Origin of the sequence: Bacillus sp. Xin1 (genome assembly GCF_013314535.1) — a bacterium.
Classification (GTDB): Bacteria; Bacillota; Bacilli; order Bacillales; family Bacillaceae_G; genus Bacillus_A.
In genome coordinates this window covers 25,399-44,106 of record NZ_JABUAE010000015.1, presented here as the reverse complement: position 1 = coordinate 44,106, position 18,708 = coordinate 25,399, and the positions used below count along the sequence as shown (strand labels likewise).

The following is an 18,708-nucleotide window of genomic DNA, read 5'->3' as shown; positions in this document are numbered from 1 at the left end:
AAAAAAGTAGCACAGACGATATTTTTTCGTTTGTGCTACTTTTCTTTTTCCTGAAACTTTTTCGGTTTTCTTAATAATAGTTCAAAGATATAAAAAATAATATAAATGCATAGCACCTGTAGTACGATATTCCAAAGTTTTGATAGGGAAAAAGAGTAGATTCAAAATGATAGTGAAACGGCAGTGATACCCAGTGCACATCAATCTAACAGAACAGGTTATGCCAAAACGATAAAAATAAGCTTGGTTACCATAAAAGATAAAAAAACTTGTTTACTGAATAAAAAAGTTCTTTACTATATAGTAAAATCCTATGAAAGCTTAATGTAGATTTGAAATAAAGTTACGATGTTTGTAAGAAAGACGCGCAGATTTGAATAAAGTTGCGACGCTTTCTTATTTGATAAACGGAATATAATAATTGAATTGCGCTACAAGAATATAGATTTATAATAAAATTTTATTATAAATATTGGATAAGGTGGTTTGAATTATCTTCTTTTATCATGTCTCTGTATAATAAATACAAGAATACCTTGATGTTAGTTAATTTTATATACTAACCATTTCGACATTCCTCAAAAAACTGCCTATATCACAATTTAGTCCCTTAGTTAAATCCTGTTAATTTTTCGAGAAGCTTTTTTGAAAAGTTTGGTTTAAACATTATTATACATAGAGTATGTATGATAATGTTTAGAAAATGAAGAATTTACTATTAAAAGGAGGGGCTTTAAATGAAGGTTAATAGCTTTTATCCTGTAATAACGACGGATCACGTTGCGGAAAGTGCAAGTTTTTACAAACGTCACTTTGGATTTGAAGCGGTATTTGAATCCGATTGGTATGTCAGTCTGCGAAAGACGGAAAATGAGATTCCATTTGAGCTTGCGGTACTGAACGCTTTCCACGAAACAATTCCCTCACATTCTCGCAAGCTTGTAAATGGGCTGATTCTTAACTTTGAAGTTGATGATGTCGATAAATGGTACGAGAGATTAATCATCCAGGAAAAACTTCCCTTGCACCTTCCACTGCGAAATGAAGAATTCGGTCAACGCCACTTTATCACAAGTGACCCAAATGGAGTGTTGTTAGATATTATAACGATTATTCCTCCTTCAGAAATTCACCAGGAGCAATATGCAGAGAAGGTTTGGGATATAGATGACAGTGAGGGAAAAAGATAAGAAAAAAACAATCCAGTTAACTAGTTTAGATAGTCAATTCATTGACACACAAGAGAATAATAAGAGCCATTTTTCTCCAATCGCTTTTATCCCGCATTAACGAGCAGTAAGACCCCCACCTCAAGATTCAGAGGGGAACGAGGAAGGTAGGTGGGGGATCAACTGCCCGTAAAAGCCCGATTGGTGAAGGCTAATAATCAGTGGGGGATGAAGAAAACCCCCACTGATTAAAGTTTCACTTTATGCAATATCGCATAAAAAATGATTGGAATTTTTGTTATAATAGCATAATTGTAGACTTCAAATCTCGTTTTTTAGTCGATAATATTGAATATTTGTTTTAGTTTTGCAACGCCCCTAGTGTTAAGGCTTAATAGATAAATAGGTCAAGAGAAGGGGAATATTGGATTTATGAAACAGAATATAAAAGTTTTAGCTATGGCAGTTGGTCTAACAGTTATGGGATCAACAGTAGCTACTTATGCAAGCGCTGATACAGGCTGGAAACAAACTGGATCAGTATGGAATTATTATAATGGAAACGGCGTGAAGCAAACAGGTTGGCAGTCGATAAACGGAGCATGGTACTACTTTGGTGGAAGCGGAGTAATGCAAACGGGCTGGCAGCAAGTAAACGGAGCATGGTACTACTTTGGTGGAAGCGGAGCAATGCAAACAGGTTGGCAGCAGGTAAACGGAGCATGGTATTACTTTAACGGAAGCGGAGCGATGCAAACAGGTTGGCAACAGGTAAATGGAGTATGGTACTACTTCAACGGAAGCGGAGCAATGCAAACAGGTTGGCAACAGGTAAATGGAGTATGGTATTACTTCAACGGAAGCGGAGCAATGCAAACAGGCTGGCAGCAGGTAAACGGAGCATGGTACTACTTCAACGGAAGCGGAGCGATGCAAACAGGCTGGCAACAGGTAAATGGAGCATGGTATTACTTCAACGGAAGCGGAGCGATGCAAACGGGCTGGATCCAAGATAATGGTAAAAAATACTACTTGGAAAGTAATGGTGTTTGGAATCCAAATGCTAAATCCACAAATAATGGTTCACGACCTGATGGACAGCTGTTAGACGCATTTCAAAAGGAAATGAAAGTGCATATTAATAATCAAGAAGAAAATATAACGATGACATACAAATCCAAAAACTCTAATATTAATGAGGTTATGGATGCACTTATTAAAGAATACGATAAGGCAGTCGAATCTAACGAATACTTGAATTATGATATTGCGCGTGCGCAATATTCTGTTCGGGGTATTCCAGGGAATTATACGTTTACAGTACAGATTACATACCGTGAATCTAAAGCACAAACGAACCATGTAAAGACACAAGCGAAATCAATCGTTAAGTCTATTGTCAAAGCTGATATGGACGAGCACGAAAAAGTAAAAGCAATTCATGATTATGTCGTAAAACACGTTTCTTATGATACTTCTTTTCAAGCTTATACAGCATATGAAGCTTTAGCAAACCGCTCTGCGGTTTGTCAAGGATATGCATTATTAACGTATCAATTGTTAAAAGAGGCTGGAATAGAAAATCATATTGTAACAGGAACTGGAAATGGACAACCACATGCTTGGAATCAAGTGAAAATTGAAGGGAAGTGGTACCATCTTGATACAACTTTTGATGATCCAATTCCAGATGTGCAAGGACGAGTAGTGTATTCATACTATAACTTGTCTGATGAACAAATCGCTAGAAATCATCAGTGGGATCGTAATAAATTTGCGGCAGCAAAAACAAACTATGCGAATGAATTGGCAAGTAAAATCCAGTCGGGTAGCCCTAAATCAAGGAAATATCAGGAAATTTTAAAAGTTATTAAACATTAAAATGTAAGTTTTGATGCAAATGCTTTAAAACACGTGCTTAGGCATACGGATATTATAAATCTGTAAAGGTGAGGAATATCTGTATGAAAAAGTACATGTATTCACGTAGAGGGTGTTGCAAAACCAAAATAAATATTCAATATTACATATCAATAAAACTAGCTAAATATATAGTAATTCAGTTTTTACGATCTTCCCTGTATCACGATAGAAAGTGTTGAACGATAATCATGTTGTTTTATTTGTTATGAGAATAACAAAGTTAAACATAGAGGAATATTGGAATCAGTAACGAAATGTTCAATGAATGACGACGGTATTGGCTCTTCGATAATATTTTTCAGGAGATGATTGATTTGAAGTTGTTGCAAATAAGACTTTTGGTTAAGGATTTTAAGAAAAGTGCCATGTTTTACAGAGATGTATTGGAATTTCCAGTGAGTTGGTACGAGGAAAATATGGAATATGCTCTTTTCAATAATGGGGAAACGAAAATTGAACTTGTATCTCGCAAAGTGATGGCCGAATTGGTCAGAGAAAGAAATAAACCTTTAGAAGCTGAGCATCAATCAAAATTTTTGCTGCAATGTGAAGTTGAAGATGTCGATAAGACGTATAACCGTTTAAGAGAAAAAGGAATTGAATTTGTTAATGAACCGCATGATCGTAAAGAATGGCGAGCGCGTGTTGCGCATTTTCGGGACCCTGACGATAATTTAATTGAAATATATAAAATGCTGTAATTTGATTTGTCAAAATGGAGTTAGGTTAAACGATATTAAATAATCTTAGTAGCACAGTTCAATTTATTTGAACTGTGCTACTTGTGTTTGAAGTGGGAGATTCCTATATTCAGTATGTTTCAATTCTATGAAAAGAGGACCAGCTAAGAATAGCAGGTCCTCTCCACGATGGCAAAGAATAGTTCTTACTCTACTCTTTAGTTAAAATAATACACGATTATTAATAAAAATTCTAGGTTCTATATATTGAGAAATAAAGAAGGTGGATTCTAATAAAAATTCATTTTATAGAAAAATAAAGCCCTAGTTCCCTAGGGCAATGGGTATAACTGCTCGTTTCCGTCGAGCGATTACATGATATTCTGTAACAGTATGGGATACAACAGTGATTGTTACCAACAAAAGAGTAGCTAGCAAAAGCTAACTGCTCTTTTGTTGGTAATGGAAGAAATGGGGTGTCCACATTATTGACGGAATATTTAGTTTTATCAAAAGGGAGGAGAGAGAAATTTATATTATATATTTGATGAAAAATTCTTTTATTAACAGTACCATTCCCAGAAAAAACAAGACTTCAAGTGAGAACCAGAACATACTTTTTTGTGGATTTTTAAATTCCATCATGACAGAGAAAAATAAATAAATTGCAATGAGCAGGACAATAAAGAGACGGATTATATCAGACATTTATAGCACTCCTAATATTCACTGAGTTTTGTTATACAGTTATTTCCAATGTGATGGGATTTAAAAAGTGTCTTATCAGAATTTAAACAAAATAATTTTTTTAATAGAAGCCGAGGAATGGCATTTGAAGTGCTTATTAATCTGTTGAATGAAATGTACCAAAGAGAGGAATGGCACTTCACCTATAAACTAAGGATCCGACTTTTCAAGGAGGTGCTTGTTGAACTAAGCCCCGTTACATTAGTAGACAAATGTTAATTAATGAATTTTAGCCTTGCGGATACCATCAAATACACAGATTGCTGCAGATAACATAAAGGTGAAAATTCCACCGCCAACGATCCATGAGTCAAGTTGTTTAGTAGTAATAGAGAATAAATCAGCTGTATACGTCATAAAATCTTGGTTCATTATATTTGGATTTGTTACGATCACAATGAATACAATGGTTCCGATAAGCTGGAGAGCTGTATTATATATTGCTATCCCTTTTGTCCATCGTCTCTTGATTAATTTATAAATAGACAATGTGATTTCTAAAACGATCATAACAAGAACGATTGGCCAATATTGAAGCAATACATCCTGATTAAAAGCTGAGGTTACAAAATCGATTCCATGTGTACTACCTCTATACATGCCCACAAGGTGATTTGCGTAAAAATAAACGGTTGCCCAAATAGCAGTCCATAGTAAACTTCCAAATACTTCACACTTCGTAATAGCTTTTTTCTTGGGAATATAAGATATATCTTTCAAATTGTCCGCAGTCCATTTGGTAAACTTTGTTGTGAGTGTTTGGATTCCTTTCGAATGATCTACTCGTTCAATAAGTGCGAAAACGAGTGTAAGCCAGAAAAAGACATGTATACCGACTTCAATGATGCTCCCTATACTAAAACCAATCATATCAAAAACGACATTAATGACTGCTTCTTCGCCATGATAGCCTATAAAATATTTGGCAATGAGTGAGATTAGAGAAATAGTAGCAGCAATTGGTACAATCATTTTTAATAACGTGACATATGTTTCAAAATAGTGAGGGCCAATCAGATGCATTGGTCGATCGCGGTATTTACTAGCTAATATAGCAGGATTCCCTAATGTTTCAAGGACCACTTTTATATTTTCTTCACTGTAATCATCAAGTAACATATCTTCAATAGTTGATCTTAACTCGAGAGCGATATCTTCACGACTTTCTTCAGGCAGTCTTCGAGTCACTTCTTGTATATAAATCTCAATTAGATTCATCATCTTCCTCCTTTAACACCTTTAAGAGTTTTTTAGAATTGTCCATCCATTCCTTTTTTAACTGTAAAAAAATTTCTAAACCATATTCACTTAGAACATAATACTTACGCGGCCTACTTTCAGAGGTATCCCAGCTACTTGTTACTAATTCTTGTTTTTCTAAGCGTCGTAGCAATGGATATAAAGTACTTTGATCAATATGAATACCTGACTGTTCCAACAATTGAACAAGTGAATATCCGTACTGGGGCTTTTGTAATTGACTTAAAACAGCTAACGTCAAAGTTCCTCTTCTAAGCTCTGTCGTTAATGAATTCAATAAAGTATTCATTCATCCACCTCTTTTCTTGGTGTATGTTATACAGTATCTGTTTTATACTATGCGTCACACACCATTATTGTTCCAACATCAATGTAAAAAATAATTTAGTATGAAATACATATTCTCTGAGCGACATCATTGTATTCTACATAGTAAGAAAAATAACAATCTATGAATTTACATAAAATGTTTGTTTTACCTTGTTTTGTGTGATTGTGACATATTACAATGAAAGGGAAATAATATACATATTTCATAGATTTTTTAATTTGGAGTGATGAAATGCAGCCACTAGAAAATGAAATTCATCCGAATATGGTCAAAGTGTGGAAAATCCATGCTTTAATTGGTGCCGGGGTACTTGTAAGTATCGTTTTAGCATATCTTTTTTTAATGATTCAATTTCATTGGTGGGGCTGGTTGTTTGGGGTGTTGGTTACCGTAACGATTGTATATGCACCGCTCGATTATTTTATCTTTCCGGCACTGCGTCAGCGTTATTATAGCTACCGATTAGATGAAGAGGAGATTGAAATTCAAAAAGGGATGTTCGTTGTAAAGCGTGTGCTCGTTCCGATGACTCGCGTTCAGCACGTGACAATTGAGCAAGGGCCGATTATGAGGAAATATGAGCTAGCAGAATTGCAAATTTCAACGGCAGCGACTTCTCATAGTATCCCTGGTTTAACAAAGAGAGAAGCAGAAGAGTTAAAACGAAGAATTGGGGAACTGGCGAAAGTGAGTGATGAGGATGTATAAGAGGCAACATCCGATTACGATCTTATTTGATATAAGAATTTCTAGTTTAATTCCTCTTATTATCATTGTGTTGCTTGATGAAGATGGGGTAGAGCCTTGGTATTGGTTTCCTATTTTCATTGTGGGCTTCGTGTTAATTTTGGCTATCTTTTCGTTTGTGAAATGGTACTTTAAAGTATATTGGATTGAAAATAATATTTTACATATAAAACAAGGAGTATTTGTTAAAAAGGAAAGCTATTTAAATAAAGAGCGTGTGCAAACCATTAGCACAACTTCCAATATCATCTATCAGCTTTTTGAATTGACGAAACTCAAAATTGAAACGGCTGGTGGCGGCAGTGAACCAGAGGTCACATTAGCTGGTATTAAGGAAGAAGAGGCGAAAGAATTAATCGCCTTATTAAATAAAGTAGAAGATGAGAAACCAGTAAAAGAAGAGGAAGGCTTGCGACGAGAAACAAATACAACGGTTTACCAGTTAACAGCGAAAGAAATTTTGCTAGCGTCTATTACGTCTGGTCAGTTTGGTTTGTTATTTTCAGGATTGTTTTTCCTCTATACACAGTTTGATAACGTTCTTCCAAAATGGTTAATAGAAGAAGTTGAAACATATGTGAAAGACAATAGTGTATATAACTTGTTATATATGGTCGCTATTTTGATTGTAATTTCATGGATCATTTCTACAATTGGCTATGCTTTAAAACATGCGAATTTTACCGTGCAGAGAAATGGCAATGAGATTCGTATTTCACAAGGACTATTTGAGAAGAAAGAAATGGTTTTAAAATTGCATCGGATTCAGGCATTGACAATGAAAGAGGGAATTCTTCGTCAACCGTTTGGCTATTGTTCTATGGAAGTAGAAGTGATTCAAAGCATAGATACAAAGAATATGAATGTCATACTGCACCCGCTTATGAAAAAAAAGGATGTACAAGAGCTATTGACATATTTAAAGTTGCCGTATGAAATAGAAGAGGAAATTGTACATTTGCCAAAAGCAGCGCTACGCCGTTATCTGATTATGGGGTGGATGATTTTTGGGGCTATTGCGGCACCAATTATAGGAGCGAGCATGTATTTTCAGCAATATAGCACCCTATTTGTGCTTATCCCATTATTTTTATTCATTACGATTCTTGCATACGGTAAGTATAAGACAGGTGGCTATGCAATAAAAGGTGATCAGGTAACGCTTGTGCACAGGGGGATTGCAAAGTATACAGGATTTATGAAAAAAAGACATGTACAAGCAATGACAAAATCGCAATCATATTTTCAACGGGGAGATCGGTTGTATACATATATTGTAGTCGTAGCTTGCAGCGTGGCAGGGCGTCATTACGAATTGAAGCATGTGTGTGAAGAGGATGTAGCTTGTGTACATGAGTGGTATAAGGAAAAATAAAAGAAAGCTAGATATATCACCCGGGTAGTGGATTGTTTGAAAATTCTATTACTCGGGTTTTTTGTATGCTATGTCACTTTTAAATTATGAAGGGGGGAGATAGGTGAATATTAGAAGTTCAGTGCAGGCATTTATTATCAAAGATAATCAAATTTTCCTGCATGAACTGCCTGTAAAAGCCTGATTGGTGAGGGCTGATTAAAGTTTCACTTTATGGTAGAGGAGAGAAATGCGATGGGATTAACAATTTTACATATAGAAGATGATGAAGAAATTGGATTATGGGTAAGTGAGTTTTTTACTGAACGGGGATATAAAGTAATTTGGTTGAAGTCTGGCCATCATGCATTTGATTACATGGAACAAACGGACGTTGTTATTATGGACATTATGTTTCCAGGGCTTGATGGTTATACAGTTGGGCAGCGAATGAAGCGAAAGTTCCCTGAAATACCAATTATGATGCTCACAGCGAGAGCTTCAATAGAAGATAAACTGCAAGGGCTCGCTTTTGCAGATGATTATATGACGAAGCCGTACCATCCTGATGAACTCGAGGCCCGCATTCATGTTCTCTTAAGGCGACTCGGTGTAGTTTCTCCGGATCATATCCAGTTGAACCATTTAAGTATTGACCGGAAAGCCAACCGTATTTTGAGTTCACAAACGAATAAAGAGATTGTCCTAACTGGTAAACAGTTTCATATCTTTATGTTTCTTCTCAATCACCCAAATCAGATTTTGACTCAAAAGCAAATATATGAAGCTGTGTGGGAAGATTCCTATATAAAAGGGGATCGGACCCTTATGGTCCACATTCGTCATTTGCGTGAAAAAATAGAGATTGATCCCAGTCATCCGCAGATTATCGAAACGATTCGCGGCATCGGGTATCGGTTGAAGTTATGAATATTCGAAAATCGCTTGTTACCAAATATTTGTTATTGATCCTTGCCTCTTTACTCATGTGGCCTATTTTGCCAGCAATCTATTATTTACCTGACATTTTGCTTAAACAAGATGCGATATATGAGCCGCTGGAAATAGAAAAAATGTGGGAACATGAAGCTGAACAACTAAATGAAGCTAATGGGAATACAATCAATGAAAAGCTCGGTAAGATACAAGAACATTATCCGAAAGCTGAGCTGTTTTGGGTCGACAAAGTGGGGAAAACCCATGTGATCAATCAGCGTATCGTAGACATTCCTGATCAATGGACACCTTTGAGCCTCATCAACTATCTCGATAGGAAAAAGAAACAAGATACATTCACTGTGACAGCTACGATTGGTAAAGATGGTGAACAAGGATTTATGATATTTCATATCCCAAAATCTCTTACGACGCTTGCGATTCAGCCAGTAAATGGAGATCTCTTTTTAATCCTTATTATTTTTGTCGTAGGTGTTTCGATTGTAGTGGTATCTTTGTTATTTTTCTTAAGTATTCGCAAAAGACTTGTACAACTTCAAAGTACAATGTCAGATACCGTAAATGATGGAATACCTGATAAGGTTACAGTCAATAACAGTGATGAGATTGGACAATTAGAAAAAGCCTTTAACAGGATGATCGATCAGTTAAAAGCCAGCCGGAAGCGCGAGAAGGAAGAAGAGTATCTACGAAAACAATTAATTGCAAATATCTCTCACGATTTAAGGACGCCTTTAACTGTTATTAGACAGCATGCCTACTCCATTCAGAATAACCCATCATCCTTAAAAGCAACCGCATCGGTACAAATTATCGTCAACAAATTAAACGATGTTGGAAAATTACTTGAAAACCTTCTTACTTACACATTACTTTCAGCTGGAAAGTATCCAGTAGAGAAGACAAACATAGATGTAGTTGAAGAGTTACGTAATGCTGTTGCCGAGTGGTATCCGGTTTTTGAGAAAGAAGGTTTTGAAGTGGATGTCCATTTGGCTGACTGTTTGTTGATTTGGGAGGTGGATCCTCTCTGGCTGCGCAGCATATTGGATAACCTGTTTCAAAATGTCATTAGGCATGCCAATTCTGGCGGATATATTTGTGTAGAAACAATTGATCGTGACGGCGATTTATTTATGGTTATCAGAGATAAAGGACGGGGAATGGAGCACCACTCGGAAGCAAAAGGAGCGGGCATCGGACTATCCATCGTTTCGCTCATGACCAGGGAAATGGATATTTTTTGGGAGGTATCCAGTTCGCCGCAAGGTACATGGCATTATTTAAGGAAAAAATTAAACTAGATTTAAACTTGAGGTCACCTTGATTTTCCATTCACTCAATACAATGGATATCGAGGTGATTTTTTATGGTAGCTAAAAAAGGAAAGGGGCTGTGGGTAAGGTTAGTGACAAATTTGGATGCATGTGTATAAAAGAGTAAATCAGTTTCAAGAAAATAATAGGAAAGGGTGTTTTTTGAGTGGATTCAAAGACTTCGATTGACAAATCTAACATGGATACAAATGATGCATTGCCTTCACGAAAGAAAAGAGAAGGAATGAGCCTAAAGCGGTGGCCATCTTGGATTGGGTATATAGCCATTGCTTGGTCAGCCTTTTATGGATCAATGCATCTTTACTGGTTGCTTGGAGGAGAGGGGTATCCTTTTAAGAATGAAGATGGTATGGATTTGTTTGCTGGCAAGGTTAGTTATCTTCCGTCTCATATTGGAGGTATCATATTTGTTGTTCTTTGTCTCATAGGTATATTGGTTGGATTTTCAATGAGGAAGCTAGTGGAAAAGACTTTCCAACAGCGGCTTATCCTCATCTATGCCTGGGGGTGGGCGGCTGCTTTACTCCTCTTTGTACCGGATGCCAGTTTGATTGCGGCCATGGCCTATGCTTTTTTGTTAAAATTTAAGTTTGACTGGCTAATGTTCAATCAAATTATATGTGTTGTAGGAGCGGTATCTTGGGGATTTTTCGCTGTAGCTTATCGGAGAAAAATACGCCATGCATGTGAATATTGTGGAAGGACGACGGATGGGAAAACATCTCTTCTCATGCGATGGAGTCGATGGATTACCTATCTTGCGGCTCTTGCTCCTATCCCATATGCAATTACGCGCTATGCTTGGGCATTGAAAATCCCGTTAGGAATTGACGCGAAGTTTTTGCAGGACTTTTCCAATGTCAACCCAGCGCATCATATTACTGAATGGGCTTTTGGATCGATATGTATCGCCGGTAGTATTCTTACGCTAGGTTTGATCCAGAAATGGGGTGAAACCTTCCCGCGGTGGTTCCCATTTGTTAACGGTAAAAGGGTGCCAATCCTACTGGCGGTGATTCCAGCATCGTGTGTAGCGATTGCTGTAACCGCTGCTGGCTTCACCTTTACTTTCGCTTTTATCGCGGTTCAACTTCAACTCGTGTCTACAGATAATATTTTGCTGAGTCACATTTGGGGTTCAATAGGGCCAATGCTTTTATGGATTCTCTGGGGGATAGCGCTAGGTCTTGCTTCTATCGCTTATTATTATCGTAGACGAGGTCAATGTAGTTACTGTGGTAGAAATGAAGTGGAAAGTATTTCAAGATAAAAGGGTGATGAGTTCGTGGAAGACAGAGAAAAAAGCTGTAGCTTCTTTTCAATCGAAGTTACAGCTTTTTTGTTTAAGCTAACACATCGAACGTCGTCACAAAAGAAGGTCTTGAAAAAATACTTTTTTGTGGTTCTGTACTTGCTTGTGCATGGCGTTTTTTATGTGCATTTTCAAAAGAACGTGATTCTGTCCAATCTTTAAAGTTTTGCTCTGTTTCCCACATTGTCATAATGACATATGTATCGTTACTTAATGGACGAAGAACGCGGATGGCTTGGAAGCCAGGTTCGCTTTCAATCAGTCCTGCACGATTTTTGAAACGATTTTCAAAAACGGGACGGCCTTCGTCTGTAACGGAAATGTTGTTACAAACAATAAATCCATGTTGGCCTTTAAATTCTCCAACAGCGTCTAGCACGTCATAATGAAGTGCTCCTTCTACCGCTTCTTCTGTATTTTCTTTATAAAACATATCTTTTTCATTATCTTTTGCAGTGAAGTGTGGCTTTTCTAGAGGTGTTTCGTATGAAATAATCGCTTTCATTAGTGATGCCCCCTTTATAAGTTTGATTACATTATAGCAACTCTTCCGAAAAAGTTCGAAGATTATATACATAAAGAGAATCGTTTTTCAAATAATAAATGTACCATCATTTGGAAAGAAGGACGACGAATGAAGAAAATAAAGTGGACTTTAATAAGCGGCGTAGCAGTGTTTGTAGTGGCGATTGTACTCTATAAACTGATTGTGTTAGCTGGTGGTTATATGATGGATGAAAAAAAACTTGTTTTCCACTCTTCATCACGTATCGTTGATCAGCGAGGAAAAGAAATTACAAAATTATATGTAGAAAATAGAGATCTTGTACCGATTGAGCAAATTCCGAAACATGTGCAGCAAGCATTTATCGTTGTAGAGGACTCCAGATTTTATGAGCATCATGGAATTGACTACCCTTCTGTATTTCGCGCGTTGTATAAAGATATTTTAGCGAGAGAAAAAGTAGAGGGAGGTAGCACGATTACGCAACAACTCGTCAAAAATGTTTTTTTAACACATGAAAAAACATTTACGCGCAAATTAAAAGAAGTAGCTATCGCTCTTAAATTAGAACAAACATATACGAAAGACCAGCTTCTTGAAATGTATATGAATCATATTTATTTTGGTCATGGTGCTTATGGAATTCAGGCCGCAGCAAAATTGTATTTTAATAAAGATGTAGAAAAGTTAACAGTAGAAGAAGGTGCGCTGCTTGCGGGGCTTCCAAAAGCACCAAATGGGTATTCTCCGTTTCTGTATCCAGAAAAAAGCAAGGAACGCCGTGATTTAGTATTGTCTCTTCTGCATAAACAAGGGTATTTATCAGCAGAGGAAAGCGTTCGCTATCAAGGGAAAACCATTGCGCTTTATAAAAATTTAGATGAACGGGAACTCGCTTATATGCCGTATGTTGATATGGTTGTAGATGAAGCGGCGCGTTTGTATGGTTTATCGCATCAGGAAGTTCTCCGCGGGGGCTATACATTTGTTGTTTCAATGGATGAGAAAATTCAAAAAGTAGCGTATGATCAATTTCAAGATGCGCGGAATTTTCCAGGGAAAGAGGGCGGAGCACAGGGAGCCTTTTTATTAATGGATCATGCGACAGGAGGCATTAAAGCTGCAATTGGCGGGAGAGAGTATGTGCCAAGAGGATTTAATCGAGTGTTTGCGAAACGTCAACCAGGTTCTGTTTTAAAGCCGCTTATTGTGTACGCACCGGCGCTAGAAACGAAAAAATATAATCCGTATTCTTTATTAACAAATGAACGAGTCTCTTTTGAAGGATATGAGCCGCGAAATTATAATCAACGGTATTCAAAAGAAGTAACGATGTATGATGCGCTCTTGGAATCGGCAAACGTACCAGCTGTATCTTTATTACATGAAATGGGAATCGAAGAAGGGAAGCAATATTTAGAGAAGGGAAATATTCATATTGCAGATGCTGGCTTAAGTGCGGCACTTGGCGGATTAAAAGAAGGCGTTTCTCCATTTGAACTTGTAAAGATGTACCGTGCGTTTTTGGCAAATGGAAAAATTATTGAGCCACATGTGATTGAGAGGGTACTTGATCGGCACGGAAAGGTCATTGGGGAATCACCTAAAAATGAAACGAAAATTTTTTCAAAACAAACAGCATGGTATATGACAAAAATGCTAGAAGGTGTTGTAAGAGAAGGAACTGCAAAAACGGGTGAATATAAAGGTGCGCTAGCAGGAAAAACGGGTACAACGTCACTTCCAAATCAAAGTGAAGGTGCTAGAGATGTTTGGTTTGTTGGATATACGCCAAGTTTAGTAGGCGCCGTATGGATTGGGTATGATCGTACAGATAGAGAACACCAATTATATGATGGAAGTGCGTCTGCAACAGAATTGTTTAAAAAGATTTTAACGAAGGCGCATGTACAAGATAAAACGAAGTTTAAGAAGCCAGAAGGTGTTGAGACGATCGGAAACCCAATTCACCTAAGTAGAATTGAAAATATAGAGGCGAAATTATCGTTTAATCCGTTTGGTTTATTTACTACGAAATTGAGCTGGAAACCACTTCAAGATAAAAGAGTTATATATCGAATTTATAAGGTTGAGAATGGAGTCCATACTCATGTTGGAACAGTAAAAGGGATTGGTGAGTATGAAGACAAGTTTACGAATATATTCGCTAAACCAAGTTTTTATGTTGTCCCGTATAATCCACAAACAAATCGAGAAGGAGAAAAGACAAAAGTAGCTAAACCGTAGTTTTTGCTTGTGATATAATAAGAATGTTGTGAAAATAGTAAGCGGTTTTACGAACGTTTGTGTCAATTTCATGAACAACGTACATAAAGTTATGCATTTTGTTTTTACAAGCTGTATAGTAAAAAAAGATAATAAATAGGATAGGGTTCGTATAGGTAAGGAAGGGAGCAAGGGTCTTGGTAAGAACTATAAATGAGACATTTTTAAAAGCGTGTATGGGGGAACAAACAGAATATGTACCAGCATGGTATATGAGACAAGCAGGTCGTTCACAGCCTGAATATAGAAAGATAAAAGAGAAGTATTCTTTATTTGAAATTACACATAATCCGGAGCTATGTGCGTATGTTACAAAGCTTCCAGTTGATCAATATAATGTAGACGCGGCGATTCTGTATAAAGATATTATGTCACCATTACCAGCAATCGGCGTTGATGTAGAAATTAAATCAGGAATCGGACCGGTGATTGATAACCCAATTCGTTCTTTACAAGACGTAGAAAAACTTGGTGAAATTCATCCGGAAGACGATGTTCCATACATATTAGATACAATTCGGTTATTAACAACAGAAATGTTAGATGTTCCGTTAATTGGTTTTTCAGGGGCACCATTTACATTGGCGAGTTACATGATTGAAGGAGGACCTTCTCGTAACTATCATAAAACAAAGGCATTTATGTATACAGAGCCGAAAGCTTGGTTCGCTTTAATGGATAAGCTTGCAGATATGGTGATTACGTATTTGAAAGCACAAATCAAAGCAGGAGCAAAAGCGGTACAGGTCTTTGATTCTTGGGTTGGAACAGTAAATGTAGCGGATTACCGTACATTTATGAAACCTGCAATGGAGCGTATTTTTACGGAAGTTCGCAGTATGGGTGTTCCGATGATTATGCACGGCGTTGGAGCTGGGCATTTAGCAAATGAATGGAATGAATTGCCTCTTGATGTAGTCGGACTTGATTGGCGCCTGTCAATTGAAGAAGCGCGCGCACGTGGCATTCATAAAGCGGTACAAGGCAATATGGATCCTTCTTTCTTACTTGCGCCATGGGACGTAATCGAGGAGCATGTAAAAGGGATTCTAGATCAAGGAATGAAGCAGCCTGGTTATGTATTTAACTTAGGTCACGGTGTATTCCCAGAAGTAAATCCAGATACATTAAAACGTTTAACAGCGTTTATTCATGATTATTCGAAAGCACAGTTAGCGAAGTAAAGGAGAATACGTGTATGAAAAAGAAAATTGGTTTGCTTGTAATGGCATACGGAACACCGTATAAAGAAGAAGATATTGAACGTTACTATACACATATTCGTAGAGGCAGAAAGCCAAGTCCAGAAATGTTAGAGGATTTAACAGAACGTTACCGCGCAATTGGTGGTATTTCTCCTTTAGCTACTATTACATTAGAACAAGCAAAAAAGCTAGAAAAACGTTTAAATGAAGTGCAAGATCACGTGGAATTCCATATGTATCTTGGTTTAAAACATATTGAACCTTTCATTGAGGATGCTGTAGGGGCTATGCATAATGATGGGATTGAAGAAGCAATTGCTCTTGTTCTTGCTCCGCATTATTCTACGTTCAGCGTAAAATCATATGTCGGCAGAGCGCAAGAAGAAGCAGCTAAGCTTGGAAACTTAACAATTCACGGAATCGATAGCTGGTATAAAGAACCAAAGTTTATCCAGTACTGGGTAGATGAAGTGAAAAAAGTATATAGCACTATGTCAGAAGAGGAACGCGAAAAAGCGGTTTTAATTGTATCTGCTCATAGCCTACCAGAAAAAATTATCGCTTTAGGTGATCCTTATCCAGAACAGTTAAATGAAACAGCTGATTATATTGCGCGTGGTGCGGAAGTTCGAAATTATGCAGTTGGTTGGCAGAGTGCCGGTAATACACCGGACCCATGGATTGGGCCAGACGTACAAGATTTAACGAGAGAATTAAACGAAAAATATGGTTACACTTCATTTGTATATGCACCGGTTGGGTTTGTAGCTGAACATTTAGAAGTACTATATGACAACGATATTGAATGTAAAGTTGTTACAGAAGAAATTGGAGCGAAGTATTATCGTCCGGAAATGCCAAATGCATCAGATGCATTTATTTCTTGTCTAGCAGATGTCGTGTTAAAGAAGCAAACAGAAGTTTCGTAATACCATAGGAGAGGGGGAGCCTTTTTGAAAAAGAAAGTTGTTATCATCGGTGGTGGAATTACAGGTTTAACAGCAGCGTATTACTTACAAAAAGAAATTCGCGAAAAAGGATTGCCGGTTGATACATTGTTAATAGAAGCTTCGGGTAAGCTTGGAGGGAAAATTCAAACCGTTCGAAAAGATGGATTTACAATTGAACGTGGTCCAGATTCTTTCTTAGAAAGAAAAGAGAGTGCGGCTAGACTAGCAAAAGACCTAGGACTTAGAGATCAGCTTGTAAACAACGCAACTGGGCAGTCATTTGTTCTTGTGAACAACCGATTACATAAGATGCCGAGCGGATCCATGATGGGAATTCCAACACAAATTACTCCGTTTCTATTTTCAGGATTGTTCTCTCCGATTGGTAAAGTAAGAGCAGGCTTTGATTTTGTATTGCCACGTTCGAAACCTGTTTCTGATCAATCACTTGGTCAATTTTTCCGTCGTCGTTTAGGAAATGAAGTGGTTGAAAATTTAATCGAACCATTGTTATCTGGAATTTATGCAGGGGATATCGATCAAATGAGCTTAATGGCGACATTCCCGCAGTTTTATCAAGTAGAACAAAAGTATCGTAGTATTTCACTCGGTATGCGTAATGTAGCTCCGAAAAAAGCAAAAGATGCAGCGGTGAAAGGAATCTTTTTAACGTTAAAAACAGGTTTACAATCTATTGTGGAAGAGCTAGAAGATCGACTAGAAGTTGGAACAGTTGTGAAGGGAACTCGCATTGAAAAAGTCACAAAAATGGGCGATGGTTATTCGATTACACTAAGCAATGGAAAGGAAATTGAGGCGGACGCTATCGTAGTCGCTGCGTCTCATAAAGTATTGCCTTCTATGTTTGCACAGTATAAAGAGTTCCGCTTCTTCCGCAATGTTCCATCGACATCCGTTGCGAATGTTGCATTAGCCTTTCCGAAAGAAGCCATCCAGCGTGATATTGATGGAACGGGCTTCGTTGTATCTCGCAATAGTGATTTTTCGATTACAGCATGTACGTGGACACATAAGAAATGGCCGCATACAACGCCGGAAGGGAAAGTACTTCTTCGCTGCTATGTTGGGCGCCCTGGTGACGAAGCAATCGTCGAACAATCCGATGAAGAAATTGTTCAATTTATATTAGAAGACTTGCAAAAAACAATGGATATAACAGCTGATCCAGAATTTACTGTCGTAAGTCGCTGGAAAGATGCCATGCCGCAATATACAGTGGGGCATAAAGAAAGAATGAAGAAGTTAACAACATTTATGGAGCGAGAATTACCTGGTGTATATTTAGCTGGTAGCTCTTATGCTGGCTCCGGCCTTCCTGATTGTATTGATCAAGGGGAAGCGGCAGTAAAGCACGTGTTGTCGTATTTGGGAAAAATAGATGGGGCGGAATTAATTGCGCAATAATGAAACAGGAGCCAGCAGGCTCCTGTTTTTTGTTGTTTTTTGTCGGTTGGTCGATATCCTTTGTCGAATCGCCGATATATGTTGAGAAACGATTGATATATTGAAAAAATCGCCGATATATTCAAAGAAACGATTGATATAATTTCATTTACTGATATAGGTACAAGTTATTATTGTATATTCACTAACTCTTTGTATTCATACTGAATCATTTTATTATCGCGGATGGCACATCTATGTTCAAGGGGCTTCGAGTTATCGATAATTTTTGGTAAGATATGAGGAATAATCTCATCTAATCCATAATTTTCTTCGTCTATAACCGTTTTATTTGGTTCAACTCCGCCTGCTGGTAAATTATAATGGAGTCCATTTTCGTTGTTAAATTCAATTAATAGGATTGAGTCATTTTCGATAATAACTGCTCCAGCTCTTACTCTAATATGGTAATTCATTGGTTATTCCCACCTTTTGAAAAATATACCATATTATTTTACAGTATTTTTAGAGTTTTGTATTC

At 37.3% G+C, this 18,708-nt stretch carries 17 protein-coding genes and 1 pseudogene; 12 read left to right on the top strand and 6 right to left on the bottom strand.

What is annotated here, in order from left to right; translation table 11 throughout:
• Positions 1 to 35: 35 nt before the first annotated feature.
• Positions 36 to 161: a DUF4029 domain-containing protein gene (locus HRG09_RS29680; RefSeq protein WP_174101605.1), complete on the bottom strand. Its 126-nt coding sequence runs from the start codon at positions 159 to 161 to the stop codon at positions 36 to 38.
• Between the two features lie 576 nt (positions 162 to 737).
• Here HRG09_RS29680 and HRG09_RS14860 point away from each other — a divergent pair.
• From HRG09_RS14860 to HRG09_RS14850, 3 genes are all read left to right on the top strand, one after another.
• Positions 738 to 1,190 (top strand): VOC family protein, encoded by a 453-nt coding sequence (locus HRG09_RS14860; RefSeq protein WP_174101527.1) that lies wholly within the window; start codon positions 738 to 740, stop codon positions 1,188 to 1,190.
• Between the two features lie 411 nt (positions 1,191 to 1,601).
• Positions 1,602 to 3,050, top strand: a complete 1,449-nt coding sequence (locus HRG09_RS14855; protein ID WP_174101526.1) for a transglutaminase domain-containing protein — start codon at positions 1,602 to 1,604, stop codon at positions 3,048 to 3,050.
• 356 nt (positions 3,051 to 3,406) lie between these two features.
• Positions 3,407 to 3,793, top strand: a complete 387-nt coding sequence (locus tag HRG09_RS14850) for a VOC family protein (RefSeq protein WP_254610090.1) — start codon at positions 3,407 to 3,409, stop codon at positions 3,791 to 3,793.
• Positions 3,794 to 4,303: 510 nt separating this feature from the next.
• On the opposite strand, the gene HRG09_RS14845 is transcribed toward HRG09_RS14850, so the two are convergent.
• The 3 genes from HRG09_RS14845 to HRG09_RS14835 all read right to left on the bottom strand — a co-directional run bounded on the left by HRG09_RS14845 (position 4,304) and on the right by HRG09_RS14835 (position 6,068).
• Complete coding sequence (locus HRG09_RS14845; RefSeq protein WP_174101524.1) at positions 4,304 to 4,480, bottom strand: hypothetical protein; 177 nt, start codon at positions 4,478 to 4,480, stop codon at positions 4,304 to 4,306.
• A gap of 258 nt (positions 4,481 to 4,738) precedes the next feature.
• Complete coding sequence (locus HRG09_RS14840) at positions 4,739 to 5,737, bottom strand: HAAS signaling domain-containing protein (protein WP_174101523.1); 999 nt, start codon at positions 5,735 to 5,737, stop codon at positions 4,739 to 4,741.
• Complete coding sequence (locus tag HRG09_RS14835) at positions 5,724 to 6,068, bottom strand: PadR family transcriptional regulator (RefSeq protein ID WP_174101522.1); 345 nt, start codon at positions 6,066 to 6,068, stop codon at positions 5,724 to 5,726. Before HRG09_RS14835 ends, HRG09_RS14840 begins: the two co-directional genes overlap by 14 nt.
• Before the next feature lie 273 nt (positions 6,069 to 6,341).
• On the opposite strand from HRG09_RS14835, the gene HRG09_RS14830 reads away from it, so the two are divergent.
• The 5 genes from HRG09_RS14830 to HRG09_RS14810 all read left to right on the top strand — a co-directional run bounded on the left by HRG09_RS14830 (position 6,342) and on the right by HRG09_RS14810 (position 11,775).
• Positions 6,342 to 6,818, top strand: a complete 477-nt coding sequence (locus HRG09_RS14830) for a PH domain-containing protein (RefSeq protein WP_174101521.1) — start codon at positions 6,342 to 6,344, stop codon at positions 6,816 to 6,818.
• Positions 6,811 to 8,232 (top strand): PH domain-containing protein, encoded by a 1,422-nt coding sequence (locus tag HRG09_RS14825; RefSeq protein ID WP_174101520.1) that lies wholly within the window; start codon positions 6,811 to 6,813, stop codon positions 8,230 to 8,232. Before HRG09_RS14830 ends, HRG09_RS14825 begins: the two co-directional genes overlap by 8 nt.
• Before the next feature lie 234 nt (positions 8,233 to 8,466).
• On the top strand, positions 8,467 to 9,141 hold the full coding sequence (locus HRG09_RS14820; RefSeq protein WP_174101519.1) for a response regulator transcription factor: 675 nt from the start codon (positions 8,467 to 8,469) through the stop codon (positions 9,139 to 9,141).
• A complete protein-coding gene (locus HRG09_RS14815) occupies positions 9,138 to 10,472 on the top strand; it encodes a HAMP domain-containing sensor histidine kinase (protein WP_174101518.1) in 1,335 nt (444 codons plus the stop codon). The genes HRG09_RS14820 and HRG09_RS14815 overlap by 4 nt, the downstream gene beginning before the upstream one ends.
• 178 nt (positions 10,473 to 10,650) lie before the next feature.
• The gene (locus HRG09_RS14810; protein WP_174101517.1) at positions 10,651 to 11,775 is read left to right on the top strand and encodes a hypothetical protein; all 1,125 of its coding nucleotides are present in this window, start codon (positions 10,651 to 10,653) and stop codon (positions 11,773 to 11,775) included.
• Between the two features lie 73 nt (positions 11,776 to 11,848).
• On the opposite strand, the gene HRG09_RS14805 is transcribed toward HRG09_RS14810, so the two are convergent.
• Entirely contained in the window at positions 11,849 to 12,322 is a 474-nt protein-coding gene (locus HRG09_RS14805; RefSeq protein WP_174101516.1) for an antibiotic biosynthesis monooxygenase family protein, read from the bottom strand.
• 129 nt (positions 12,323 to 12,451) lie between these two features.
• Between HRG09_RS14805 and HRG09_RS14800 the strand changes: the two genes are divergently transcribed.
• From HRG09_RS14800 to hemY, 4 genes are all read left to right on the top strand, one after another.
• A complete protein-coding gene (locus HRG09_RS14800; protein WP_174101515.1) occupies positions 12,452 to 14,569 on the top strand; it encodes a transglycosylase domain-containing protein in 2,118 nt (705 codons plus the stop codon).
• 176 nt (positions 14,570 to 14,745) lie between these two features.
• Positions 14,746 to 15,792: a uroporphyrinogen decarboxylase gene (gene hemE / locus HRG09_RS14795; RefSeq protein ID WP_174101514.1), complete on the top strand. Its 1,047-nt coding sequence runs from the start codon at positions 14,746 to 14,748 to the stop codon at positions 15,790 to 15,792.
• 14 nt (positions 15,793 to 15,806) lie between these two features.
• Positions 15,807 to 16,742: a ferrochelatase gene (hemH, locus tag HRG09_RS14790; protein ID WP_174101513.1), complete on the top strand. Its 936-nt coding sequence runs from the start codon at positions 15,807 to 15,809 to the stop codon at positions 16,740 to 16,742.
• Positions 16,743 to 16,766: 24 nt separating this feature from the next.
• Entirely contained in the window at positions 16,767 to 18,188 is a 1,422-nt protein-coding gene (gene hemY / locus HRG09_RS14785; RefSeq protein WP_174101512.1) for a protoporphyrinogen oxidase, read from the top strand.
• Positions 18,189 to 18,502: 314 nt separating this feature from the next.
• Here the strand turns inward: hemY and HRG09_RS29520 are convergent.
• Positions 18,503 to 18,643, bottom strand: a pseudogene (locus HRG09_RS29520) (NUDIX domain-containing protein); the annotation flags it as partial.
• Positions 18,644 to 18,708: the final 65 nt, after the last annotated feature.